This window comes from Curtobacterium sp. MCLR17_042 (assembly GCF_003234695.1).
Taxonomy (GTDB): Bacteria; Actinomycetota; Actinomycetes; order Actinomycetales; family Microbacteriaceae; genus Curtobacterium; species Curtobacterium flaccumfaciens.
This window is the reverse complement of sequence record NZ_QKTD01000014.1, coordinates 32,269-56,259: the sequence shown is the minus strand read 5'-3', so window position 1 is coordinate 56,259 and position 23,991 is coordinate 32,269. Positions and strand designations below refer to the sequence as shown.

At 70.4% G+C, this 23,991-nt stretch carries 23 protein-coding genes and 2 tRNA genes; 6 read left to right on the top strand and 19 right to left on the bottom strand.

What is annotated here, in order from left to right; translation table 11 throughout:
* Positions 1-32: 32 nt before the first annotated feature.
* From DEJ02_RS13920 to DEJ02_RS13900, 5 genes are all read right to left on the bottom strand, one after another.
* Positions 33-692: an ATP-dependent Clp protease proteolytic subunit gene (locus DEJ02_RS13920; RefSeq protein WP_027464696.1), complete on the bottom strand. Its 660-nt coding sequence runs from the start codon at positions 690-692 to the stop codon at positions 33-35.
* A 26-nt stretch (positions 693-718) separates the two neighbouring features.
* Positions 719-1,348 (bottom strand): ATP-dependent Clp protease proteolytic subunit, encoded by a 630-nt coding sequence (locus tag DEJ02_RS13915; RefSeq protein ID WP_071405541.1) that lies wholly within the window; start codon positions 1,346-1,348, stop codon positions 719-721.
* Positions 1,349-1,515: 167 nt separating this feature from the next.
* Positions 1,516-2,823 carry a trigger factor gene (gene tig, locus DEJ02_RS13910; protein WP_027464695.1) on the bottom strand — a complete coding sequence of 436 codons (1,308 nt, stop codon included), beginning with the start codon at positions 2,821-2,823 and terminating at the stop codon, positions 1,516-1,518.
* Positions 2,824-2,876: 53 nt separating this feature from the next.
* A tRNA-Pro gene (locus tag DEJ02_RS13905) sits at positions 2,877-2,953 on the bottom strand.
* A 94-nt stretch (positions 2,954-3,047) separates the two neighbouring features.
* Complete coding sequence (locus DEJ02_RS13900) at positions 3,048-3,323, bottom strand: hypothetical protein (protein ID WP_111033467.1); 276 nt, start codon at positions 3,321-3,323, stop codon at positions 3,048-3,050.
* Positions 3,324-3,377: 54 nt separating this feature from the next.
* Between DEJ02_RS13900 and DEJ02_RS13895 the strand changes: the two genes are divergently transcribed.
* A tRNA-Gly gene (locus tag DEJ02_RS13895) sits at positions 3,378-3,448 on the top strand.
* Between the two features lie 127 nt (positions 3,449-3,575).
* Here the strand turns inward: DEJ02_RS13895 and DEJ02_RS13890 are convergent.
* The 8 genes from DEJ02_RS13890 to DEJ02_RS13855 form a co-directional block, all read right to left on the bottom strand.
* Entirely contained in the window at positions 3,576-3,908 is a 333-nt protein-coding gene (locus DEJ02_RS13890; RefSeq protein WP_111033466.1) for a hypothetical protein, read from the bottom strand.
* 349 nt (positions 3,909-4,257) lie between these two features.
* The gene (locus DEJ02_RS13885; RefSeq protein ID WP_111033465.1) at positions 4,258-4,548 is read right to left on the bottom strand and encodes a DUF1905 domain-containing protein; all 291 of its coding nucleotides are present in this window, start codon (positions 4,546-4,548) and stop codon (positions 4,258-4,260) included.
* Positions 4,549-4,773: 225 nt separating this feature from the next.
* A complete protein-coding gene (locus DEJ02_RS13880; RefSeq protein ID WP_111033464.1) occupies positions 4,774-5,751 on the bottom strand; it encodes an endo-beta-N-acetylglucosaminidase H in 978 nt (325 codons plus the stop codon).
* Between the two features lie 52 nt (positions 5,752-5,803).
* A complete protein-coding gene (locus DEJ02_RS13875; protein WP_111033463.1) occupies positions 5,804-8,836 on the bottom strand; it encodes a glycoside hydrolase family 38 C-terminal domain-containing protein in 3,033 nt (1,010 codons plus the stop codon).
* 14 nt (positions 8,837-8,850) lie between these two features.
* The gene (locus DEJ02_RS13870; protein ID WP_111033462.1) at positions 8,851-10,221 is read right to left on the bottom strand and encodes a cellulase family glycosylhydrolase; all 1,371 of its coding nucleotides are present in this window, start codon (positions 10,219-10,221) and stop codon (positions 8,851-8,853) included.
* A complete protein-coding gene (locus DEJ02_RS13865) occupies positions 10,221-11,207 on the bottom strand; it encodes a carbohydrate ABC transporter permease (RefSeq protein ID WP_204166197.1) in 987 nt (328 codons plus the stop codon). The genes DEJ02_RS13870 and DEJ02_RS13865 overlap by 1 nt, the downstream gene beginning before the upstream one ends.
* A complete protein-coding gene (locus DEJ02_RS13860; RefSeq protein ID WP_017886011.1) occupies positions 11,204-12,082 on the bottom strand; it encodes a carbohydrate ABC transporter permease in 879 nt (292 codons plus the stop codon). The genes DEJ02_RS13865 and DEJ02_RS13860 overlap by 4 nt, the downstream gene beginning before the upstream one ends.
* 33 nt (positions 12,083-12,115) lie before the next feature.
* Positions 12,116-13,390: a sugar ABC transporter substrate-binding protein gene (locus DEJ02_RS13855; RefSeq protein ID WP_111033461.1), complete on the bottom strand. Its 1,275-nt coding sequence runs from the start codon at positions 13,388-13,390 to the stop codon at positions 12,116-12,118.
* Between the two features lie 118 nt (positions 13,391-13,508).
* Between DEJ02_RS13855 and DEJ02_RS13850 the strand changes: the two genes are divergently transcribed.
* The gene (locus DEJ02_RS13850; protein ID WP_111033460.1) at positions 13,509-14,540 is read left to right on the top strand and encodes a LacI family DNA-binding transcriptional regulator; all 1,032 of its coding nucleotides are present in this window, start codon (positions 13,509-13,511) and stop codon (positions 14,538-14,540) included.
* A 227-nt stretch (positions 14,541-14,767) separates the two neighbouring features.
* On the opposite strand, the gene DEJ02_RS13845 is transcribed toward DEJ02_RS13850, so the two are convergent.
* Positions 14,768-15,598, bottom strand: a complete 831-nt coding sequence (locus DEJ02_RS13845) for an AraC family transcriptional regulator (RefSeq protein ID WP_111033459.1) — start codon at positions 15,596-15,598, stop codon at positions 14,768-14,770.
* A gap of 132 nt (positions 15,599-15,730) precedes the next feature.
* On the opposite strand from DEJ02_RS13845, the gene DEJ02_RS13840 reads away from it, so the two are divergent.
* Genes DEJ02_RS13840 through DEJ02_RS13830 form a run of 3 tightly spaced genes read left to right on the top strand, consistent with a single transcriptional unit; the run spans position 15,731 to position 18,872 of the window.
* Positions 15,731-17,299 (top strand): sensor histidine kinase, encoded by a 1,569-nt coding sequence (locus DEJ02_RS13840; protein WP_111033458.1) that lies wholly within the window; start codon positions 15,731-15,733, stop codon positions 17,297-17,299.
* A gap of 39 nt (positions 17,300-17,338) precedes the next feature.
* The gene (locus tag DEJ02_RS13835) at positions 17,339-18,001 is read left to right on the top strand and encodes a response regulator transcription factor (RefSeq protein ID WP_027464682.1); all 663 of its coding nucleotides are present in this window, start codon (positions 17,339-17,341) and stop codon (positions 17,999-18,001) included.
* A gap of 13 nt (positions 18,002-18,014) precedes the next feature.
* Positions 18,015-18,872 (top strand): DMT family transporter, encoded by an 858-nt coding sequence (locus DEJ02_RS13830; RefSeq protein ID WP_111033457.1) that lies wholly within the window; start codon positions 18,015-18,017, stop codon positions 18,870-18,872.
* Between the two features lie 67 nt (positions 18,873-18,939).
* On the opposite strand, the gene DEJ02_RS18520 is transcribed toward DEJ02_RS13830, so the two are convergent.
* Together DEJ02_RS18520 and DEJ02_RS13825 are read right to left on the bottom strand one after the other, a co-directional pair.
* Entirely contained in the window at positions 18,940-19,092 is a 153-nt protein-coding gene (locus DEJ02_RS18520) for a hypothetical protein (RefSeq protein WP_017886018.1), read from the bottom strand.
* A gap of 101 nt (positions 19,093-19,193) precedes the next feature.
* The gene (locus tag DEJ02_RS13825) at positions 19,194-19,523 is read right to left on the bottom strand and encodes a hypothetical protein (protein ID WP_035807629.1); all 330 of its coding nucleotides are present in this window, start codon (positions 19,521-19,523) and stop codon (positions 19,194-19,196) included.
* A gap of 146 nt (positions 19,524-19,669) precedes the next feature.
* Between DEJ02_RS13825 and DEJ02_RS13820 the strand changes: the two genes are divergently transcribed.
* Positions 19,670-20,251 (top strand): hypothetical protein, encoded by a 582-nt coding sequence (locus DEJ02_RS13820; protein WP_146249292.1) that lies wholly within the window; start codon positions 19,670-19,672, stop codon positions 20,249-20,251.
* 18 nt (positions 20,252-20,269) lie between these two features.
* Here DEJ02_RS13820 and DEJ02_RS13815 read toward each other — a convergent pair whose 3' ends face one another.
* From DEJ02_RS13815 to DEJ02_RS13805, 3 genes are read right to left on the bottom strand one after another with little or no spacing between them, the layout of a single operon-like run.
* The gene (locus DEJ02_RS13815) at positions 20,270-21,931 is read right to left on the bottom strand and encodes an ABC transporter ATP-binding protein (RefSeq protein WP_111033455.1); all 1,662 of its coding nucleotides are present in this window, start codon (positions 21,929-21,931) and stop codon (positions 20,270-20,272) included.
* The gene (locus tag DEJ02_RS13810; RefSeq protein ID WP_111033454.1) at positions 21,928-22,509 is read right to left on the bottom strand and encodes a GbsR/MarR family transcriptional regulator; all 582 of its coding nucleotides are present in this window, start codon (positions 22,507-22,509) and stop codon (positions 21,928-21,930) included. The genes DEJ02_RS13815 and DEJ02_RS13810 overlap by 4 nt, the downstream gene beginning before the upstream one ends.
* A complete protein-coding gene (locus tag DEJ02_RS13805; RefSeq protein WP_258378739.1) occupies positions 22,506-23,915 on the bottom strand; it encodes a serine hydrolase in 1,410 nt (469 codons plus the stop codon). Before DEJ02_RS13805 ends, DEJ02_RS13810 begins: the two co-directional genes overlap by 4 nt.
* Positions 23,916-23,991 lie beyond the last annotated feature (76 nt).

The following is a 23,991-nucleotide window of genomic DNA, read 5'->3' as shown; positions in this document are numbered from 1 at the left end:
TCGGTGCGGGGCCTTCTTCGTTCCTGCTGGTGCTACTTGACGAGCGCTGGCAGGTTCTTGCGGCTGGTGAGGACCTGGTCGATCAGGCCGTACTCCACGGCTTCCTGCGCGGACATGATCTTGTCCCGCTCGATGTCGTGGTTGATCTCCTCCGGCGTCTTGTTGGAGTGCTTCGACAGCGTCTCCTCGAGCCAGGTGCGCATGCGGAGGATCTCCGCCGCCTGGATCTCGATGTCGGACGCCTGACCGCCACCCTGCTGGGTCGCGGGCTGGTGGATCAGCACACGGGCGTTCGGCAGCGCGAGACGCTTGCCGGGGGTGCCACCGGCGAGGAGCACCGACGCGGCCGAGGCAGCCTGACCGAGGCAGACCGTCTGGATCTGCGGACGGATGTACTGCATCGTGTCGTAGATCGCCGTCATCGCGGTGAACGAGCCACCGGGCGAGTTGATGTACATCACGATGTCGCGGTCGGGGTCCATCGACTCGAGCACGAGCAGCTGGGCCATGACGTCGTCAGCCGACGCGTCGTCGACCTGCACGCCGAGGAACACGATGCGGTCCTCGAACAGCTTGGCGTACGGGTCCTGGCGCTTGTAGCCGTAGGCCGTGCGCTCTTCGAAGCTCGGCAGGATGTACCGATTGGACGGAGCCGGGACGTTCTGCGCGCCACCGAGCATGGGGAGATGCATTCTCGTTTCCTTTTCTTCGGTGGTGATCAGGACTGGGCGTCGGGCTCGGCTGCGCTGGTGGGCGTCTCGCCGTCGCCGACGGTGCCACCACCGCCGATGACCTCGGCGCTCGAGGCGCGGAGGTGGTCGACGAATCCGTACTCGAGCGCTTCCTGCGCCGTGAACCAGTTGTCGCGGTCGTTGTCCTTGAGGACCTGCTCGACCGACTTGCCGGTCTGCTCGGCCGTGAGCTCCGCCATGCGCTGCTTCATGTCGAGGATGACCTTGGCCTGCGTCTGGATGTCGGCAGCGGTGCCGCCGAAGCCACCGGACGGCTGGTGGAGCAGCACGCGCGCGTTCGGCGTGATGTAGCGCTTGCCGGGCGTGCCGGAGGACAGCAGGAACTGTCCCATCGACGCGGCGAGGCCGATGCCCACGGTGACGATGTCGTTCGGGACGAACTGCATCGTGTCGTAGATCGCCATGCCGGCGGTGATCGAACCACCGGGCGAGTTGATGTAGAGGTAGATGTCCTTCTCAGGGTCCTCGGCGGCGAGCAGCAGCAGCTTGGCTGCGATCTCGTTCGAGTTGTCGTCGCGGACCTCGGAGCCGAGCCACACGATCCGGTCTCTCAGAAGGCGGTCAAAAACACTGGGGTTCAGTGTTGCTTCGGCCATGGAAAAGCTCCCGTTCAGTTGTCGCTTGTTGTCGAACTTATCGGGTGCAACGCACCAGTTCTCGTCTGTTCGCCGACAGCAATGCGGTGGTGCGGAAATACGGACGGGAGGCGCGGTGCCAGCTGGCACCGCGCCTCCCGTCTGTCGTACTGGTGGCGTCGAGATCGTTACTCGGCGTCCCCTGCCGGCTCCTGCGCGACGCCCGCCGTGAAGGCGGACAGGTCGACGGCGTCGCCGTTGGTGTCCTTGACGGTCACCTTGGACAGGACGGTCGCGACCGCCTTCGAGCGGGCGACCTCGCCGACCATGCCGGGGATCTGGCCGTTCTGGTCGATGACCTTGATGAACTCGGCCGGCTCCATGCCGTACTGCGCGGCGGCCTGGATGAGGTACTGGGTCAGTTCCTCCTGCGAGACCTGGATCTCTTCCTTCTCGGCGATCGCGTCGAGGAGGATCTGCGAGCGGAAGGCGGTCTCGCTGGACTCGGAGACCTCCTTGCGGTGCTCCTCGTCCTCGAGGCGGTTCTCCTGCTCGAGGTGACGGTGCACCTCGTCGGCGATGAGCTGCTCCGAGATCGGGATGTTGACGTCCTCGGTGAGCTTCTCGACGAGCTTGTCGCGAGCCGCGGCGCCCTGACCGAAGGTCTTGGACTTCGCGATCTGCTCCTTCAGGTCGGCCTTGAGCTCGTCGATGGTGTCGAACTGGCTGGCGATCTGGGCGAACTCGTCGTCGGCCTCGGGGAGCTCGCGCTCCTTGACGGCGGTGACGGTGACGGCGATCTGAGCGGTCTCGCCCTCGCGGTCGCCACCGACGAGCTTCGACTCGAAGGTCGTCGACTCACCGGCGGTCAGGGACTCGAGCGCCTCGTCGATGCCCTCGAGCAGGTCGCCGGAGCCGATCTCGTAGGAGACGCCGGTGGCCGAGTCGACCTCGTCGTCGCCGATGCTGGCGGTCAGGTCGATCTGCGCGAAGTCGCCGGTCTTCGCCGGACGGTCGACCGTCACGAGCGTGCCGAAGCGGGTCCGGAGGTTCTGCAGCTCCTCTTCGATCTCGTCGTCCGACACCTCGACGGCGTCGACGGTGAGCTCGTACGAGGAGTAGTCCGGCAGGTCGAACTCGGGGCGGACGTCGACCTCGAAGGTGAGGACGAGGTCGCCGGTGAAGTCCGCGACGTTCGGCAGCTCGGCGACGTCGGCCTCGGCACGGCCGAGGATGCGCAGCTCCTGCTCTTCGACCGCCTGGCGGTAGAAGTTGTCGATGGCGTCACCGACGGCGTGGTTCAGGACCTCGCCGCGGCCGACGCGCTGGTCGACGATCGCCGGCGGGACCTTGCCCTTGCGGAAGCCGGGGATGTTGATCTGCTCGGCGATGTGCTTGTAGGCGTGGTCGATGCTCGGCTTGAGATCGTCCGGCGTCACGTTCACGGTGAGCTTGACGCGGGTGTCGCTCACCTTGTCGACGGTGCTGGTGGCCAAGGGATGTTCTCCTGTTGGTTGACGTTCGTGTGGTCGGTGGTGCTCGGAGGACCTGGTCGGGGCGACAGGATTTGAACCTGCGACCTCCCGCTCCCAAAGCGGGCGCTCTACCAAGCTGAGCTACGCCCCGTTGCTTCGTGCCAGGGATCAGCCGCGCACGCCGAGGGGCGCATGCGACCCCGGTGAGTCTAGCGGTCCGACGGCGCGCTGTTCCCGGGGGTTGCTCAGTCGTCCTCCGCGGCGCGTCGCAGACCCTGCCGCCACCGGATCCCGACGGCCACCTGGACCCCGAGGGCAGCCACCGCGAGCAACAGTCCGATGACGATCCGCCAGACGTGCAGCAGTGCGTGCGCGGGTTGCGACTGCGGGTCACCGAACAGGTCGGGACGCAGGGACAGCACCGCGGCGGCGAGGACCACCAGCACGTACGAGACCACCCGCGACCAGCGGATGGTGCGCTCGGCACCGGCGTCCGGCTTCGGGATGACGCGCGTCGGCATGTCGGTGCTCGTTCGTCCGCTACGATGGTCGGGCTGCGCCTGGTGCGCAGGCGCGGGGATGTAGCTCAATGGTAGAGCCCCAGTCTTCCAAACTGGCTACGCGGGTTCGATTCCCGTCATCCCCTCTCTTCTTCCTTCTGCCCCGCGCTTCGTCGGCTGGTGCACGGTTGCACGCTCGGTGCGAGGTTGTTCCGGCGCACCGAGTGATCAACCTCGCACCACGAGCGAACGGTCACACGCTCCCGAGTCCCCCTAGAGCGCTCCGAGCGGCGCTTCTCCGACTTCCTGCCGCAGCATCCGGTAGTGCTGCTCCCAACCGGGAGTGCCGCGACCAGCAACGTGCAGCGCGGTCCGGACAGCACCGAGCGCACGGTCGAGCGCCCCGGACTCGTCGTCTGCGTCGACACCGATCGAGAAGGTGAGCGTGCCGGTCGACAGGTCAGCGGTCAGGTCTTGGTCGTGGACGTCGTCGAGGTCGAAGAGTGCTTCCGCGATGGCGTCGAAGTCCGCCGCGAGGGCTGCGCGCGGATCGTCCGCTGCCCCGAGTTGCGCCACGCACTCGAGCCGCACGAGGTAGTTCGTCATCACGTTCTCCTGTCCTCACAGCCCGTCCGCGCGAGCCGATACTTCAGATGCACAACGTACCAGGGGTTCGACGGCGTCAAGTGGACCGTGTGCAGGTGTTCCCCGCACGGGCAGTACGCCTTGTAGTACTTCCTCCCCTTCGCGAAGCGCCATCCCCGCGCCTCTGCCCCGCGCATGACCAGTTCGATGTCCTTCTTGGGATGTCGTGGTCGTTCGACCATCGCCACCTCCCCTCCACACCTTCGACGGTAGGGAGCAGGACCGCGACACCGGGGCCCACCGTCGATGACTGTGGGGAGGTATCGCGATCGACGGACCTGTGGAGGAGTGACGGTCGATGGCACGCGTGTCAGGGGTCGGCGAACTCCAGGGTGATCTCCGGGGAGTCGCCGAGTTCCACCCGGGCACGCTTCCGCTCCGCCGCACGCAACGGCACGAGGTACCCGCCGTCCTTCGGGAACAGCGACGTCGTCCACGTCACCGCGCCGATCGTCACGCGTGCCGGGATCACACCCCACCCGTAGGTGAGCACCGGCGCGAGGTCGGCGATGACCTCGGCGACGTCCGGCGGCACGACGACGAAGAAGAACGGTGACGGGCCGCGCCACTCGATCACCTCGCCGCGGAACTCGAGCTCCATGCGGCGATCGTACGGCCGCGGCATCGAGCGCGCCGGGCGGGTATTCGTTTTCGGTGGATGACGGTTCCGGTTCACGATCGCCGGGGTCTGCGAACCGGAACCGTCATTCGCGAGGAGGAACTGGTGCCTCCCCCGAACCAGCGGGACCCGGACGACGGACGCGCCCCGTGCCTCCAGGCCGGAGCCGGGGAGCACGGGGCGCGAGTCGCCGTCAGGACGCGAGCGTCAGCGGTACGATGCGGCCTGTCCGTACAGCACCTTCGTGAAGGAGGAGACGTAGGAGGACTCGTCGCCTCCCGGCAGGTTGTACGTCATGAAGACGCCGTAGCCGTCGGCCTTCGTGCGCTGTGCGAGCGACACCGCCGTCGCCTGCGGGGTGTTCTGGATGTCGACCGCGGCGGCGGAGACCTTCGACTTCGGCAGGCCCGGGATCGTCGGCGCCGTGTAGGTGCCGTAGTACGGGTTCCAGGCGTAGTCGAGCTTCCCGCCGATCGACGGGCTCGCGGTCTTCAGGGCATCGGAGGACGGGCCGATGTCGTAGAACGAGATGATCTTGCCCGGCATGTCCGCACGCAGGGCGCTGATGAGCCAGCCGATCGACTGCTGGTTCGGCTGCGGGGTGCCGTTCACGCCGTAGTCCGAGTATTCGTCGTCCAGGTCGACGCCGTCGAGTCCGTACTTCTTCACCGTCGCCGAGACCTGCGCCGCGAAGTCCCGTGCCGCGGCCTTCGTCGGGAAGTTCGCCAGGCCGGCGCCCTGGTGGTTGCCCAGCACCGAGAGCGTCACCTTGATGCCCTTGGCCTGCAGCGGGCGGATCTGCGTGGCGGCCTGGTCAAGGGTCCGCTGCACGTTCTCGTTGTTGTACAGGACCGCCTTGCCGTCCTCGTAGTTGATGTTCGCGGCGAAGATGATCGCCACGTCGAACGCGTTCGCGCCGTTCTCCAGCGTGTACCGCCCGACGTTGGCGAGCTCGTCGTTGTTCACCTCGACGTAGGCGATGCTCGTCGGCCCCGACTTGGTGGGCGCAGCGTGGTGCCCGTGACCATGACCGTGGCCGTGCCCACCGCCGTGGGACGAACCGTGTCCGTGCCCGTGGCTGGACCCGGACGAGGAGGGCGCCGCGGACGCTGCGGCGGGCACCAGTGGTGCCGCGAGCATGGCGACCAGTGCGGTCGCGATGCTGAACCTCGTGGACTGCTTCATGTGGTTCCTCCTTGGGTGGGACGGGCGGTCGGTCAGTCGGTCAGTCGGTCGGTCAGTTGCGCGGGAACCGGAAGGTGCGGACCTCGTAGGCGTCGACGGCGAACGAGGACGCGGCCGCGGCCGCGTCGGACGACGCCCCGGCGTCACCGAGCGGTTCCTCGAGCAGGGTCACCTCGGCGCCAGCACCGAAGGTCGCCGCATCGGCCGACACCGCGATGCCCCCGGTCCCCCGCTGCCCGGACGGCTCGTAGACGCGCACGACCAGGTCGCCCGACCGGTCGTCGGCGAGCTTGACGCTCGACAGCACGACGTCGCCGGAGACCTGCACCAGCGGGTCGAAGCCGTGCGCCCCGGTGATCGTCCGCGCGCCCGCGTTCATCCGCACGCCGGCCGACGTGGCTCCGAGCTGGTCGGTGCCGATGACGATGCCGTACCGGTGCGTCTGCACGCCCTGGTCGGTCTCGGGGTCCGGGAACCGCGGTGCGCGCAGCAGCGACAGTCGCACCGTGGTGGTGACGTGCCCGTCGACGGCGTCGCGCGTGGTGTCGAAGCCGTGGATCGAGTCGTTCACGAGCGCGACACCGAAGCCCGGCTCGGACACCAGCACGTAGCGGTGCATCGAGGTCTCGAACTTCGCGGCCTCCCACGAGGTGTTCGTGTGCGTCACCCGCTTCTGCGCGCCGAACTGCGTCTCGGCGACGGTGTGCTCGGCGCGGACGTCGAGCGGGAACGCCACCTTGAGGAACTTCTCGGTCTCGTGCCAGTCGGTCACCTGATCGAACTCCAGGGTGCGGGACCCCGGCGCCAGCACGATCTCCTGCGTCACCGTCGAGTCACCGAACGCCCGGGACACGACGACCCGTGCGACCCCGGACTCGTCGACCGAAGCAGTCAGCCCGGTGGTCGACACGAGGTCCTCGACGCGGTTGCGGTAGTACCGGTCGACGTCCCACGCGTCCCACATGTTCGGGAAGTCCTGGTGCAGCTGCAGCAGGTTCGCCGCCTGGCCGGCCACGATCGCCTCGCGCCCGCTCGCCAGGTCGACGGCGCTCGTCACGAGCCCCTGCGCGTCGACGACGACCCGCACCAGGTCGTTCGCCAGCACGTACCCGCCGTCCTGCTCGGTCAGGGACACGGCGGTCGCCGCCGCCACGTCGGTCGCCACGACGGCGCCCTGCGCGGGTGCACCGGCTTGGAGGAACGGGGCCGGGTTCACGACGACGGCAGAGTCCCCGGTACCGGCGAGCGCAGAGAGCGCCCGGTCGATGATCGCGGTCAGCGCCGCGGCCGTCTCGGCGTACCGCTCGACCGCTTCGCGGTGCACCCACGCGATCGAGGTGCCCGGCAGGATGTCGTGGAACTGCTGGAGCAGGACCTGCTGCCACAGGGCGTCGAGCTCGTCGTAGGGGTAGGCGAAGTCGGTGCGGGCGGCGGCGGTCGCGGCCCAGAGCTCGGCCTCGATGAGCAGCTGCTCGCACCGGCGGTTGCCCTGCTTCGTGCCGTGCTGCGACGTGAGCGTGGCCCGGTGCAGCTCGAGGTACAGCTCCCCCACCCACACGGGCGGATCGGTCAGTTCGGACTTCGCCCGGTCGAAGAACGTGTCCGGGTGCTCCCAGCGGACCTTCGCGCTCCCCTCGAGGTCCGCCAACCGTGCGGCGGTGCCGGTCATCTCGCGGGTGGTGCCACCGCCGCCGTCGCCCCAGCCGACCGGGGCGATCGAGCCGGTGGCGAGTCGGTTCTCGCGGAACTGGCGGGAGGCCTTCGCGACCTCGCTGCCGGACAGCCGCGAGTTGTAGGTGTCCATCGACGGGAAGTGCGAGAACACCCGCGACCCGTCGATGCCCTCCCACAGGAACGTGTGGTGCGGGAACTTGTTCACCTGGTTCCACGAGATCTTCTGCGTGAAGAACCACTCGAAGCCCGCACGACGCATGAGCTGCGGCAGCGCCGGCGAGTACCCGAAGCTGTCCGGCAGCCAGACGCCCTTGGGCCGGATGCCGAACTCGCGCTCGAAGAACCGCTGGCCTTGCGAGAACTGCCGGACGATGCTCTCGCCGGTCGGCATCACGGTGTCGGACTCGACCCACATGCCACCGATCGGCAGGAACCGGCCGGCCTGGACCGCGGCCTTGACGCGGGCGTAGACCTCGGGGCGGTGCTCCTTGATCCACGCGTACTGCTGCGCGCTCGACATGCCGTACAGGAAGTCGTCGGTCTGGTCGATGAGCTCGGTCATGGTCGACATGGTGCGGGCGACCTTGCGGATGGTCTCGCGCACGGGCCAGAGCCAGGCGGAGTCGATGTGGGCGTGCCCGACGGCCGAGATCGTGTGCGCGGAGGCCTCGGCGGGAGCGGCCAGCACCTCGGCGAGCGCCGCACGGGCGTCCCCGGAGGTCTCCGGGATGTGCTGCAGGTCGAGCGCGTCGAGGGCGTCGTCGAGGGCCTGCAGGATCCGCATGCGTCGGGGTCCGGCGGGCAGCTCGGCCTGCAGTTCGAGCAGGACGTCGATGTCGAGGGCGAGTTCGTGCACCTCGGACTCGAAGACGGCGAGCTCCATCCGGCGGGTGGCGTAGAGGCGCTTCGAGGACGAGGTCTGCACGTCGCCCTCCTGTGTCGGCAGGAAGGGGTGGTAGTCGAGCAGGACGGGGTTCGACGCGGCCTCGACGAACAGTTCCACGGTCTCGCCGCCCTCGGCCCGTTCGGTGACCAGGACCCACTGGTTGCGCGGGTTGATCGACTTCACGGGGGTGCCGTCGGCCAGGTAGACGAGCCCCTCGCACTGGAACCCGGGCATGTTCTTGTCGAAGCCGAGGTCGATCACGGCCTCCACCCGGCGTCCGGCCCACTCGGTCGGCACGGTCCCGGTCAGCCGGAACCACGTCGTGCCCCAGGCCGCGCCCCACGGGGTGCCGACCTCGTAGGGCTCGAACGTGAGCGCGAGTCCCTCGGTCGGCGGCACCGGCTCCCCCGGCAGCTCGTGCCAGTCGGCCTCCAGAGCCGTCGTGGTCGCGTGCACCGCGGGGGTGATCCGCTCGTCGAGCACCCGTCGGGCGCGTCCGGTGGTGAGTGGGATGTCGTCGTGCATGGGGCCTTCCGGGGTCAGGGCGTGGTCGCCGGGTGGGCGACGCGGACGGTGGTGGTGTCGAGGTCGGAGGGCACGTCGACGCAGCGGTCGATGCCTCGGGCGGCCAGCAGCGCGGTGTCCGACAGGCGGGAGCGCAGGACGACCTGGGGGCCGCGGCCGTCCGGTGCGGCCTCGGCCAGGGCGAGCCAGGCGGCGGCGAACCGACCGCCGGGGGCGCAGTCGGCGCGGGTGCCGTGCCGGTCGGTGCCGTCGGACAGCACGTCGTCGAGGACGAGCGCGGTGGTCGGCGGTGCGGCACGGGTGTCGCGGGTGTGCTCGGCGCGGGCGAGGGCGACGAACGCCTCGCCGGCGGGCTTCAGGCGTCCGTCGTTCGTGAACAGCCCGAGGTCGTACTCGAGCTCGGGGAAGTCGGCGAGCGACCGGGCGACGTCGTGGGAGCACCACCACGTCACCCCGAGCACCTGCTGCGCGTCGAGGACGTGCCGGATGGTCTGCTCGGTGAACGCGGCGGCGTCGGCGGGGTCGACGACGTTGGTGGGGGCGCCGACCTCCTGCAGCCAGTTCGGCCGGGCGGCGTCGCGGTTCCAGGCCGCGGCGAGCTGGAGCAGGTACTCCCCGTGCCGCACCGACCCGGCCCCGAGAGCGCCGTGCAGGGCCGCCGAACCGTTGAACACCCACGAGTGCGTGACCGTGGCGTCACCGTGGTCCGCCGCGTGCTCGGGGCCGAAGGGCTGGGCGTCGTCGTACCAGGCCGCGTCGTACTGCGCGACCGTGACCAAGGGCCCCGGACGCGACCCGGTGCCGGACGGGACCGACGAGGCGGGGTCGAGCCGCGCCTCCAGGCCGGACGAAGCGGACGCGAGCCCGGAACGCGCCGCCGCGACCATCGCCGCCGCCCACGCGTGCCCCTGCTCCGCCGTGATCGCGTGCGGGGCGGGGTGCGGCGCGTGCGCGAACTGGTTGACCTCGTTGCCGATGGTGATCCCGAGCAGGTTGGGCTTGTCGGCGACGGCTCCGGCGAGCGCCCGGACGTACGCGGCAGTCGAGGCGACCACGTCCGGGTCGGTGAACATGTTGCGGCGGTGCCAGCTGTCCAGCCAGGACGGCACGAAGTCGAAGCTCGACAGGTGCCCCTGCAGGGCGTCCACGTTGACGTCGAGTCCGAACGAGCCGGCGAGGTCGACGACCGTCGCGACGTCGTCGAGGGCCTGCTGCCGGATGAGCGTCCGGTTCGGCTGGACGACCGGCCAGAGCGGGAAGATCCGCACGTGGTCGGCGCCGATCGACGCGATCGCCTCCAGGTCCCTGGCGGTGTCCGACCGCGAGAAGTCGAGCCACGAGTGGAACCAGCCGACCGAGGGCGTGTAGTTGACCCCGAAGCGCATCAGCCCTTCACACCGCCCTCTTCGACGCCCTTGAAGAAGAAGCGCTGCAGGACGGCGAAGATCACGGCGATCGGGATGAAGGCGATCATGGTGCCGGCCGCGATCATCCGCTGGTCGGTGGCGAACGTGCCCTGCAGGTACTGCAACCCGACGGTCAGGGTGAGATTCTCGGGCGACTGCAGCACGATGAGCGGCCAGAGGAAGTCGTCCCACGCACCGATGAACGAGAAGATCGCGATGACCGCGATGGTCCCCTGCACGGCGGGCAGCGAGATGTAGCGGAGGCGCTGCATCGCGTTCGCACCGTCCATCACCGCTGCCTGGTCGATCTCCTCGGGGATCTGCCGGAACGCGTTGAACATCAGCAGGACGTTGAGCGCCGCGATCATGCCGGGAAGGGCGACACCGACCAGGTTGTCGGCGAGGCCGAGGTCCTTCACGGTGACGAACTGCGAGATGATCGTCGCCTCGCCGGGTAGCACGAGGGTGCCGAGGAACAGGCCGAGCACGAGCTTCCGGTGTCGCCACTGCAGACGGGCGAGGGCGAAGCCGGCCAGGGTCGCGAACACGATGTTGCCGAGCACGTCGATCGCGGCGACGAGCAGGGAGTTGCCGATGTACCGCCACACCGGGATCGCGGCGGCGACCTTCAGGTAGTTCTCGATGGTCGGTTCGGACGGGATGAACGACGGGTTCGCCGTGTAGATGTCCTCACCGGCGCCCTTGAGCGACGTGGACAGCTGCCACAGGAACGGGCCGATCGTGATGAAGAGCACCACGATGAGCAGGACGTAGCGGACGACCTTCTCGCGGGTGGACATGACGCCCCAGACCGCGCGGCGCCGCTTGCGTCCGTCGCGTCCGCCCCGTCCGTTTTGCCTGGAGGCCCGTCCAGCGCCCGTCGCGCCGGTCACGTCCGGCGTCGGGCTGGCTGCGCCCTGCGCGCCGCCGATGACGGGTTCGGTCGTGCTGGTCGTGTTCGTCACTTGTCCGCCTTGCTGTTCATCCGGGCGAGGGCGAGCATCGGCACGAGCGTCACGACGAAGAGCAGGAGGCTCAGGGCTGACGCGTAGCCGAGGTTGCCGGTGAAGCCGCGGGCGTACTGCTGGATGAGCATGACGAGCGAGTTGTCCTGCCCGCCGGGTCCGCCGGTGCCGTTGGTGAGGATGTAGAGCTCGCTGAACACCCGGAGCGCGGAGACGCACACCAGGATCCCGACGAGTGTCATGGTGCCGCGGACCCCGGGCATCGTGACCGACCAGAAGCGCCGGACGGCTCCGGCGCCATCGAGGGCGGCGGCCTCGTGCAGGTCCTTGCCGACGTTCCCGAGGGCGGCCAGGAAGATGATCATGTAGTAGCCGAGCCCCTTCCACACCGTCAGGCTGATGGCGCTGAGGAGCAGCAGCCACCGGTCGGTCAGGAACGGGACGCTGCCCTGCACGACGCCGAGGGCCTGCGCCATCTCGTTGATGACGCCGCGGTCGTCGAGGATCCACGTCCAGATGAGCCCGACGACCACCGCGGACGCGATGACCGGCGTGTAGAACGCGGTGCGGAAGAACGCGATCCCGGGCAGCTTCTGCTGCACGAGCACCGCGATGAGGAGCGGGAGGACCGTCAGCAGCGGCAGGCACACCGCCATGTAGATGACGCTGTTGAGCAGCGCCTCCCACACCTGCGGATCAGCGAGCAGGGTCTCGAAGTTCTTGACGCCGACCCACTGGCTGACGCCGCCGAGCGGGCTGGCGTTCGTGAACGACAACCGGACCGTGTTGATCGAGGGCCACAGGCTGAACGCGACGAGCCAGATCAGTGCCGGCAGGACGAGCAACCAGGGCGTGTACCAGCGGTTCGCACGCATGACGATCCTCCCTCTTCCTTCTCCGGGGCCGGATCAGCCGTTGGCCAGCAGGCTGTTCATCTTGGTCTGGGCGGTCTGCAGCGCCTTCTCGGGCGCCACCTGGCCCTTCATCGCGAGGGCGATCTGCTGGTCGAGGAAGTCCGTCATCGCGGAGTTCGCCTCGACCGGGTTGATGACCTTCGCCGTCTTCAGGGCCTCGTTCGCGAGGACCCGGGCCTCGCCGTTCACGGTGCCGTCGTCCTTCGAGAAGTACGGGTCGGACTGCGACGACGTGGTGGACGGGAAGATGTTGACCTTGTGGGCGAAGGCCTCCTGGTTCTCCGCGTTCGTCATGAACTTCGCGAAGGCCTCGGCGGTGGCGAGGTGCTTCGACTTGCTCGAGACCGACAGGCCCTGCACGTAGAGCGGCGGGGTGTCGAGTGCGGGGCTGACGGTGACCTTGCCCTTGAGCGACGGGTTGTTCTTCTCGAAGTCGGCGAGCGAGGTGGCGCCACCGGTGGTCCAGGCGACCTTGGCCTGCGTGAACAGGGTGGAGTTGCCGAGGTAGTCGCTGTTCAGCACGTTGGAGGGCATGTAGCCGTCCTGGTACGCGTCCTTGTAGCGGTCGATCAGGTCGGCGGCCTTCGACGAGTCGGCGAAGGTGAACTTCGTGCCGTCGGCGTTGAGCACCTTGACGTCGGCGAGCGTGAAGTCGCCGAGGCCGGGCTTCCGGCTCATCAGGTAGTCGGTCGGGCAGTTGTCGTGCATGGTCTTCGCCTGCGTGAACAGCTCGTCGGTGGTCTTCGGCGGGTTCTTCGCGTCGAGGCCGCACTTGGCGAACATCGTCGAGTTCCAGTAGTTCACGTCGGTGTTGAGGTACCAGGGATACCCGAACGTGCCGTTGACGCCCTTGTACTTGTAGGAGTCCAACGCGCCGGCGACGTACGTGCTGGCGAGCTTCGAGTCGTCCTTCGCGACGTCCTGCAGGAACCCGCGCTTCGCGAGCGGCAGGGCGATGTCCGGCGGCAGGTTGATCACGTCGGGCAGGCTGTTCGACGATGCCTGGCTGAGCACCTTGTCGGCGTACCCGTCACCGGGCTGGTCCTGCAGCTTGACCTTCGCGTCCGGGTGGGCCTGCTCGAAGTCCTTGATGACCCCGTTGAGGTACCCCGTGTAGGTCGGCGTGAGCGCCCAGGTCTGCAGGGTGATGGTGCCGCTGATCTCGCCGCCGCCGTTGTCGGCCGCGTTCCCGCCGCTCGAGCAGCCGGTCAGGACGAGCGCCGTGGCGGCGGCCGTCGCGAGCAGCGCGGTGGCGCGGCCCCTCGTCATGCGTGTGGTGGTCCTCATGGCGTCTGACTCCCTCGTCATAGCTGAACCGGTTCAGCAGCAGTCACCGAACCCGTGTGTGGCAGCCACTGTGAATGACTAAAGCGCTATAGTCAACCCCGTGGCCACCAAGCGTCGAACGACGATCGCCGACATCGCCGCGCGGGCCGGTGTGTCCATCAGCGCGGTGTCGTTCGCGTTGAACGACCGGCCCGGTGTCTCCGACGAGACCCGTCGCCGCGTGCGCGAGATCGCCCGCGAGCTCGACTGGCAGCCGCACACCGCGGCCCGGGCACTCGGCGGCGCGAAGGCCGGTTCCATCGGCTTCGTGCTGAACCGCCCGGCACGGACCCTGGGCACGGAGTCGTTCTTCGGCGACCTGATCTCCGGCATCCAGCTCGGCCTCGCCGGCACGCACGTCGGCATGAACCTGCTCGTCGCGCGTGATGCCGAGGAAGAACTCGAGACCTACCGGGACTGGTGGCGCGGACACCGTGTCGACGGCGTGATCGTGATCGACCCTCGTCGCGACGACGCCCGGCTCGCCCTGCTCGCCGACCTCGGCATGCCGACCGTCGTCGTCGGCTCGCACCCCTCCCCCGACGGCGCCGCACCCACGGTCTGGATCGACGACTCGGACGCCACCGACACCGTTCTGCGGTACCTGCACGCCCTCGGGCACCGACGCATCGCTCACGTCGCCGGGCGGCCCGAGTTCGAGCACACCGCCATGCGCATGGACCGGCTCCGGGCGTTCGCTGCCGACGAGGGGCTCGACGACACGGTCTCGGTGCCGACGGACTACTCGGCCGAGGCCGGCGCGAGCGCCACCCGCACCCTGCTGTCCCGGAGCGTCCGACCGACCGCGATCATCTACGACAACGACGTGCTCGCGGTCGCCGGGTTGGGCGTGGCGAGCGAGATGGGCGTCGCGGTGCCCGGGGACGTCTCGATCGTGTCCTTCGACGACTCGGCGATGATCCGGCTCGTCCGGCCGGCGATCACCTCGCTCACCCGCGACACCGTCGAGCTCGGGCAGCGTGCGGCGACCCTGCTGCGCGCGCAGATCGACGCCAGCGCCCCGCTCCCGTCACGCCCGGGCCCCTCGCTCACCCTGAGCGTCCGCGAGTCCACCGGCCGCTCCCCCGCCTGACCCGCGCCGGACGTCGGCGCCGACAACTCGCTCCCGCTCCCGCCGCTCCCCCTCCCGAAGCGCGGCGCGGCTGCCTGCATCTGGCGTACGCCCCGCACTGCACTGCGCCGACGCGGGACGCCGTGGTCTTCTCCGTGCCGTGACGGTTCTGGTTCACGAAACCCGAGGATCGTGAACCAGAACCGTCATCGAAGCGGATCGGAACCTCCTTCCCCCGCGGGCGACGGTCACCGGCGGTTCGTCGGGGGTCGGACCCGCTCGAGGGCTCGACGCATGGACGACGTCGTGCTGAAGCCGAAGCGGGTCGCGACGTCGGACGGGCGGTCGCCTCGGGTGAGTGCGCTGCGGACGGCGAGACTGCGGTACCAGCGGCCGAGCTGCGCGGGCGAGCATCCCGTCGCTGCGACGCACCGGCGCTGGAGGGTGCGCTCCGACATCCGGACACCGACGAGGATGGCCTGCAGAGACGACGGACCAGCCGGATCGAACAGACGGTCGAGGATACGCGCGAGACCGTTGTCGCCGAGCATCGGGGGCGGGTTGTCGCGGAGCACCGTCGTGACGACGAGCCGGGCGAGGGCCTGCTGCTGCGCGCCGTGCCACCTCCCGCCGTCGAGGTGCCCGACGTGGCGCAGCGCGAGGCCGACGTCGGGCGAGGGCGCACCGGGTGGGCCGGTGCTCGCGATGGGCGGGAGTGCGAGGACCTCGTCGGCGAGCGGGCCGAGCGTTGCGGCTCCGACGAGGACACCGGTCAGCGCGAAGAGTGCCTCGTGCGGGAACGCGTACGTCTCCGCGACGCGGGGCGGGCCGGAGCGCTCGGGGCCCGTGCTGATCGTGATCGTCGCGTGCCCTTCGACGAGGGCGGCGGTGCCGGCGTCGACGATCGCGATGTCCTCTCCGTGCCGGACCCACACGGAGCGGGACCGCGTCGCCACCCAGACGTGGGTGCCCGTCGGTTCGACGTCGAGCGTCCACGCCTCGTCGTCGGACCGGACCTCGGTGCCCGGCCCGACCTGGAGCCCGACGGCGTCGATCAGTGCTCGGAGCGCATCAGCCATCCGACGAGCGTGATCCACGGGCAGGACGCGCGGGCGTGGACCGGGCGACCTGTGGAAGAGGGGGGATAACCCCACCCGGGGTGGGGAGAGGGCAGGATGGGGGAACGGCTCCGCGATCGCGAGGCTGGATGCATGACCGACACCGACCGCCTCGACCAGGCGCGAACCGTCCCGCTGGACGACGTCACGCCTTCGCCCGACCAGGCTCAGACCGTCCCGCTGGGCGGCTCCGTGCCCCCTGGAGCCACCAAGCCGATGCCCCAGTACCCGCGCCAGCACCAGCAGGACCCCCAGGACGCCCCGCAGTCCCCGCCGGCGTCGTGGAGTGCCACCCCGCGGGTCGGGTCCGGTCCGGTCGGTGGTTCCGGTCGCGGGTCCGGCATGACCGCCGGGCAGTTCTACCGTGACGCGTGGAAGCGCCTGCCGCGGGACTTCGGCTACATGGCGCTCACCGCCGTGCTGCTCTGCACGCTGTACTTCGCGTTCCCGGCGGCGGTCTTCGGTGGCGGGTTCCGCGACCTCTTCAACCCCTTCGTCCTGCTCATGTTCTTCATCGCGCTGTTCGTGGCGCGGTGGCTCGGACAGTTCGAGAAGCTCCGCATGAGCTGGGCCGACCGACGCCCGATCCGCCCGGTGGACTGGACGCCCCGGTGGCAGCAGAACTGGTGGACCCGTACCGGCTCGGCCGTCGCCAACCCGCACTACTGGCTCTACCTGCTGCACGCCGCGGTCGTCTACCCGCTCGTCGCGGTCGTGACCGTCGGGACCGGTGCACTGCTGCTCGTCGGCTTCGCCTGGCCGATCGTCGTGGGCGGACTGTACTTCGCGAACAACGTCCGGGTCGGCTACTTCACGGACAGCGTCGGGTTCGTGACCGGCGTCGGCGCCCTCGGCCTGCTGTCGATGGCGGCCTCGGTCGTGCTCTTCCCGCTCTGGGCCCGCGGGTCCGTCCTCGCGCACTACTGGGTCGACTTCGGCCTGCTGGGTGGCTTCCGTGCCGAGCAGCTCGAGCAGCGCGTCGCCGGCCTGCAGGCCTCCCGCGCCGGTGCCGTCACCGCCGAGGGGCAGGCACTCCGCCAGATCGAGCGGGACCTGCACGACGGCCCGCAGCAGCGGCTGGTGCGGCTCCGCATGGACCTGTCCGCCGCCGAGCGCGCCTTCGAGAAGGACCCCGAGAAGGCCAAGCAGCTCATCGGTGAGGCATCCGAGCACGCCCAGGACGCCCTCGACGAACTGCGCGCCCTGTCCCGCGGCTTCGCCCCGCCGATCCTGCTCGACCGCGGACTCGTCGCGGCGCTCGAGGCACTGGTCGCCCGCACCCCGATCCCGGTGGGCCTGGACGTCCGGCTGCCCGAGGGCCTGGAACTCGCCACGGAGATCCAGCGCAACGTGTACTTCACGGTGAGCGAGCTCCTGACGAACACCATGAAGCACGCCGGCGCCACCACCGCCGGGGTGTACCTCGGCCTGGTCGTCGACGCCTCGGGCCTCTGGTACCTGACGGTCAGCGTCACCGACGACGGCCGGGGCGGTGCCCGACCGCAGCAGGGCCACGGGATCGAGGGCCTGATCGGCCGCATGCGGGCCCTCGACGGCGACCTGGTCGTCTCGAGCCCCGAGGGCGGCCCGACCGAGGCCACCGCCCGGATCCCCCTCGGTGCCCTGAACGGCGTGCCGACGGCGGCGAACCAGCGGTCGTGACCCCACGGGGGCGCCCGCGCTCCCACTAGGCTGGTCGGCATGACAGACGGCCCGGATGCAGCACGCATCCGGGCCGTCGTCGTCGACGACGCCGTCCTGCTGCGCGAGGGCCTGGCCCGCGTGCTCGACGAGGCCGGCATCGACGTCATCGGGCAGTACTCCGACGCCCGGGCCTTCCTGGCGACGCTGCCCGAGGGTGCGCCCGACGTCGTGGTGATGGACGTGCGGATGCCGCCGACCTTCACCGACGAGGGTGTCCGCGCCGCCGTCGAGACCCGCCGGATCGCTCCACGGACGGGCGTGCTCCTGCTCTCCCAGTACGTCGAGGCCACCTACGCCGAGGACGTCCTCGCCGCCGGTGCGACCGGTATCGGGTACCTGCTCAAGGACCGCGTCACCCGGCTCGAGGAGATCGACGACGCCGTCCGCCGCATCGCCGCCGGGGGCACCGTGCTCGACCCCGAGGTCGTCACGCAGCTGATGAGCCGCCGCCGTGACCCGCTCGCAGCCCTGACCCCGCGCGAGCGTGACGTGCTCGGGCTGATGGCCGAGGGCCGCACGAACGCCGCGATCGCCCGCGCCCTGGTGATCGGCACCGGAGCCGTCGAGAAGCACGTGTCGAGCATCTTCGGCAAGCTCGCACTCGAGGACACCGGAGAGGACCATCGCCGCGTCCTCGCCGTCCTCGCCTACCTCGGATGAGCCGAGCCCGAGGATGAACCGGGTCCCCGCGCCCCTGCTGGCCCTCACCGCGATGGTGTCCGTCCAGCTCGGCGCCGCGATCGCGAAGACCCACTTCGACGACGTCGGCGCGGTCGGGGCCGCCACGCTCCGCCTCGTCATCGGTGCCGTCGTGCTCGCCCTGGTGGTCCGTCCCCGCGTCCGGCACTGGACGCGGGCGCAGTGGCTCGGTGCGGTCGGCCTCGGCCTGGCGCTCGGCGGCATGAACGTCTTCATCTACCTGTCGTTCGCGAGCATCCCGATCGGTGTCGCCGTGACGATCGAGTTCCTCGGGCCGCTCGCCCTGTCACTCGTGCACACCCGGCGCTGGCGTGATGCCCTGTGGGCCGTGCTGGCGCTCGCCGGGGTCGTGCTGCTCGGCGTCGGCCCGACCGCGGTGACCGAGGTGGGCGGGGTCGTCTGGGCGGTCCTCGCTGCCGCGTGCTGGGCGGGCTACATCGTGATGAACCGGCACGTCGGCGCCGCGATCCCCGGCGTCGACGGGCTCGTCGTGTCGATGGTGGTCGCGATGCTCGTGTCGTTGCCGTTCGGGCTCCGGTCCGCAGTGGACGGCGTCGTGCGCGAGCCGACGCTCCTGCTCGTCTTCGGAGCCGTCGCCGTGCTGTCCAGCGTGCTGCCGTACGCCCTCGAGATGCTCGCGCTCCGCCGGATGCCGACACGGGTGTTCGGGGTGCTGCAGAGCCTCGGCCCGGCGATCGCGGCCCTGGCCGGCCTCGTCGTGCTGGCCGAGGGGCTCTCGGTGCTCGAGACGGTCGCCCTGGCGTGCGTCACCGCCGCGAGCGTCGGCGTGACGCTGTCGGCCCGTCGCCGACGCGGCGGACCGGTGGGGTGAACGAAGAGGAGGCCCGGATCACGTCCGCCGACGGCGGTGCGTGATCCGGGCCTCCTGAGAAGACCGTCTACTCGTCGCGCAGGAAGTCTGCGTACGTGGGTTCCGACTGCTCACCCGACAGGAGGGCCGGATCGTTGATCCGACGCTCGACGTAGGCGCTGATGACCTCGGGCGGGGTGAGCACGTGGGCGACCCAGGACGGCACCGCTGCGTTCTTCATGGTGCCTCCTTCGTGAGCACGGGTCCGGATCGAATGCCTCGATCAGTGAGTTACTTGCTGAACCCGCGTTCGCTAAACCATCCTCGGAGTGCGGGTGGAAGTCAACGCAGTGCGTTCTGCGGACTCCGGTTCGCGCTGTCCCGGTCGGCACGGAGCGTGCGGTGCTTCACCGCGGAACGCCACACCCACGCCTCGGCCTGCTGCCCGAACTGCGCCCACTCCACCAGTACGGCGTCGCGGGTCCAGCTCTTCGCGAAGGCCTTCACCCGGACGTGGAAGGTCGGGAACTGGATCCACGCCCAGACCGGCTTCGGGGTGACGGCGTGGCAGACGTCGCCGCCGCGGGCGTCCTCGGACAGGGAGTACGCGCGCGGACGCTCGACCTCCGGGTGTTCCGGGGGCTGCCACCGGTTCTCGCGACGCCGTCCCACGACGGTATTCGAACGTGTGTTCGAACGACAGTCAAGTCGACCGCGCCGTCTGGACGACGACCTGGCGTCGGACGGGCGTGTCGTCGGCGGGCGGCGGGGCGGGGAGGGTGTTCCGCTGGCGGGGTCCCCGGGCATAGGGTGCGGGCATGCAGAGCAGCACGGGGGTACGGGTGGTGTCGGCGGCCGCGGTGGTGGCGGCGCTGGTGTTCGGAGCGGCCGGCCTGGTCGGGACGGTCTGGTTGGCACCCTGGGACCTACCCCGCGGGCTGCTCCTCGGAGCCACGGCCCTCGGGGGCATCGCTGCTGTCGTCGTGCTCGTCGCCGCCGTGCGTGCTCGAGACCGCCGGGCGCTCACGTTCGCGGTGTCCGTGCTCGCGTTCGCGCTCGTGTCGCTGGTTCCGGGACTGTTGATCGACGTGTTCCTCGTCGTCGCGCAGGCGGCGCTCGTGGCCTTCGGCGTCGTCACCGTCCGGAGTGGACCGGGTGTGCCGCGGGCCTTCGGCTGGATCGTCACGGTGGCGGCTGCGGCGTGGTTCGTCACCGCACTGCTGTCGGGGACCGTGCTCCTCACGGCGCTCCCGCAGGAGTCGCTCGGTGTCGCCTTCGCGGTCCCGGGCCTGCTGCAGACCGTCGCCTACCTGGCCGCGGCCGTGCTCGTCGCTGTGCCGCTGCTGCGCCCGGTGGGCCGCGGGGCCGGCGTGCTGTGGGCCTCGGCCGAGGTGCGCTGACCCGGACTCCCGCCCACTTCAGCCCGCGCGAGCGGCCAGGCGCTCGGAGCGTCGGCGTGCCTGCTCCGCGGGGTCCGGCACCGGGGCAGCCTGGATGAGCCGTCGTGTGTACGGGTCCTGTGGCGAGCGCAGGATGGCGTCGCGGGTGCCGTGTTCGGCGACCCGGCCGCCGTGCAGCACGACGACCCGGTCGCACAGGGTGTCGACGACGGCGAGGTCGTGCGTGACGAACAGGCACGCGAACCCGAGGCGCTCCTGCAGCTCGCGGAACACGTCGAGCACGCGGGCCTGCACCGACACGTCCAGTGCGCTCGTCGGCTCGTCGGCGATCAGGAGGGCGGGGTCGAGGGCCACCGCGCGGGCGATCGCGACGCGTTGCCGTTGGCCACCGGAGAGTTCGTGCGGGTAGCGCTCGGCGTACCCGCCGTCGAGACCGACGTCGGCGAGGAGCCGTTCGACACGCTCCTCGACCTGCGCCGTCGGCAGCCGGAGGATCTGGCGGAGCGGCTCGGCGACGGTCTGCCCGACGGTGTACCGGGGGTTGAGCGACCGGAGCGGGTTCTGGAACACCACGCCGACGTGCTGGCGCATCTGCCGTCGGGCGGCTCGTCGTGCGCCGGCGACGTCGGTGCCCTCGACGACCACCGAGCCCGAGGTGATCGGCGCGAGGCCGACCGCGGCCCGGCCGATGGTGGTCTTGCCGCTGCCGGACTCCCCCACCAGGCCGACGATCTCGCCACGGCCGACGGTGAACGACACGTCGTCGACGGCACGGAAGCGCCCGCGCAGGGCGCCGCCGTACTCGACCACGAGGTGCCGGACGTCCAGGACGGCGGCCGGGGGCGTCGTGGCGGAGCCGAGCCGGGCCTCCAGACCGGACCCGGTGCCCATGCGCGGGACCGCAGCGAGGAGTTCGCGCGTGTAGTCGGCGGACGGTGCGGCGAAGACCGCCTCGGCGGCGCCGGTCTCGACGACGCGGCCTTGGCGCATCACGACCACGCGGTCGGCGAGGTCCGCGACGACGCCCATGTCGTGGGTGATGAGCAGGATCGCGGTGCCGGTGCGCTCGCGGAGCGCGCGGAGGACGTCGAGCACCTCGGCCTGCACGGTGACGTCGAGGGCGGTCGTCGGCTCGTCCGCGATGAGCAGGTCCGGGTCGGCGGCGAGCGCCATCGCGATCATCACGCGCTGGGCCTGCCCACCGGAGAGTTCGTGCGGGTACTGGCCCAGGCGGCGTTCGGGTTCGGGGACCTCCACGGCGCGGAGCAGCTCGAGCGAGCGTTCCCGGACGGCGGCGCGGTCGTGCTGGCCGTCGGTGCGTCGGACGGCCTCGGCGAGCTGGAACCCGATGGTGAACACCGGGTTCAGCGCCGCGGACGGGTCCTGGAAGATCATCGACACGCTGCGGCCCCGGACCGACCGGAGGGTGCGCTCGTCGGTGCCGATGACCTCGAGGTCGCCGAGCCGGATGCTCCCCGAGGCGCGCGCACCGTCGGGGGCGATGCCCATCGCGGTCATCGCGGTCATGCTCTTGCCGGAGCCGGACTCCCCCACGACCGCGACGACCTCGCCCCGGGCGACGGTGAACGAGGCGTCGTCGACGGCGCGGACGACCTCGCCGTCGATGTCGAACGTGACGGTGAGGCGCTCGACGGTCAGGACGTCGGTGGTGCCGCTCATGGGGTCTCCGGGGGGTCGGTGTCGTCGCGGGCGGCCTTGAAGGCCTCCCACTCCTCGAGCATCTTGCGGTGGTAGCCCTGCAGCCACTGCATGTAGTCGCGGCCGTTGAGCAGACGCTCGCGGACCTCGGCGTCCACGTCGCCCGTGCCGGTGCGGCCGGCACCCTCGACGACGGCGAGTCCGCGGCCGATGATGTCGCGCTGCCGGTCGAGGTACTTCCGTTCGCTGGCGAGCCAGGAGCCCCAGACGTCGGCCTCGGCGCGGAAGTAGTGACTGCGCTCGCCGGGGACGATGTGGCGCTTCACGAACCCGGAGTCGACGAGCCGCCGGGTGGCCATCGACACCGACCCCGAGCTGGCGCCGAGCGCTGCCTGCAGGTCGGACGACGACGAGTGCGGTGCGCGGGTCATCATCAGGTAGCCGAGCACCCGGGCGTCGGTGAGGGGCATGCCCGCGCCGTCGTTGAGCATCAGGGCGAACTCCTCGACGAAGGCCTGGCGCTCCGGTCCGAGCAGCCGGTCGTCGTCGGCGTCGGTGCCGGCGCCGTCGGTACCGTCGGTGCCCCGGTCGTCGGTCACGAGGCCAGCCCGGCGGCCACCTCGGGTCGCTCGTCCGGGATCGACCACGGCTCCTGCGACATGCCGCCCCCGCCACGGATCGCCCGCACGGTGCCGTCCTCGGCGCGGGTGTAGGTGATGTCCTCGTCGACCGAGCCGAAGCGGTTGCCGTGGGTCATCCGCAGGGTGTCGGCGTCGACGACCTCGAGCCGGGTGGGGGTGCCCATCGGCTCGGGGCCGGACGGGTCGACCTCGACGAGCCGGTCACCGATCCGGGCGACGTCGGTGACGCCCCACGGGTTGGCGAAGCGCCCGGTGAAGGCGGCGGTGTCGACGTCCTCGGGCACCGGGGTCCCCGGGGCGTCGGCGTCGGCCGCGGCGTCGAGCATGGCGATGACCGCGGTGGCGATGAGCGTGGCGGGTCCGGCGGCGGCGCTGGTCAGCACGGACACGACGAGCCCGGATGCCGGGTCGAACATCGACTGGGTGATGTGGCCGGGGAACCCGCCCGAGTGGCCGCGGATCTCGCGCCCGCCGATCCGGTCGACGATGAACCCGGCGCCGTAGCCGCGGGCCGCGGGGTCGTCGGTGGCGCTCCAGGCCTTCCGCTGCGCGAGGCGCTTGGAGTGGTCGTCGAGCAGGGTGCCCTGCCCGATCACGTGCTGCGAGAAGTAGCGGACCAGGTCGGACGCGGTGCCGTGGAAGCCGGTGGCGGCGGCCATCGCGCGGGTGTCGACGTGGTCGATGCGCTGCCGGTGCCGGGCGGTGTGGAAGCCGGTGTACCCGACCACGAAGTCGTCGGCGCGTGCGGGGTCCCAGTCGGGGCCGGTGTTCCGCAAGCCCAGGGGTTCGGTGATCGACTCGCGCACGAAGTCGTTGTACGACTGCCCGGAGACCGCGGCGATGACCAGGCCGAGCAGGGAGTAGCCGAGGTTCGAGTAGTTGAACGACGAGCCGGTCGGCACCTTCTGGCCGCGGTCGAGCACGAGCGCCAGGAGTTCCTGCTCGTCGGGGAACGGGCGGAGCAGGGACCAGTAGTCGCCGTCGTGTCCGTCGCGGATGACGCCGGCACCCATCTCCATGAGCTCGCGCAGGGTGGCGTCGGCGAGCGGGGAACCGCCGTCGACCAGTGCCGGGACGTACGTGCCGACGGTGTCGTCGAGCCGGAGCGACCCGCGCTCGGCGAGCTGCAGCAGGGCCGTCGCGGTGAAGGTCTTCGAGTGCGAGGCGATGCGGAACAGGTCGGTGGTGGTCAGGCGGCGCCCGGCCTCGACGTCGGCGTAGCCCCAGGCCTCGTCGAACAGGACCTCGCCGCCGAAGCCGACGGCGACCTGCACGCCGGGCACCCGCAGCTGCCACACCTTGTACGACACCCACTCACGGATGTAGGGCAGGGTCTTCCGGTACGCGGAGAGGGTGTCGGTCACGGTGGTCCTTTCGAAGGGCGGTGGTTCGAGTCTGGCGCGTCGGTCGCGACGGTGCCCGCCGCGACGCGGCGTGTGC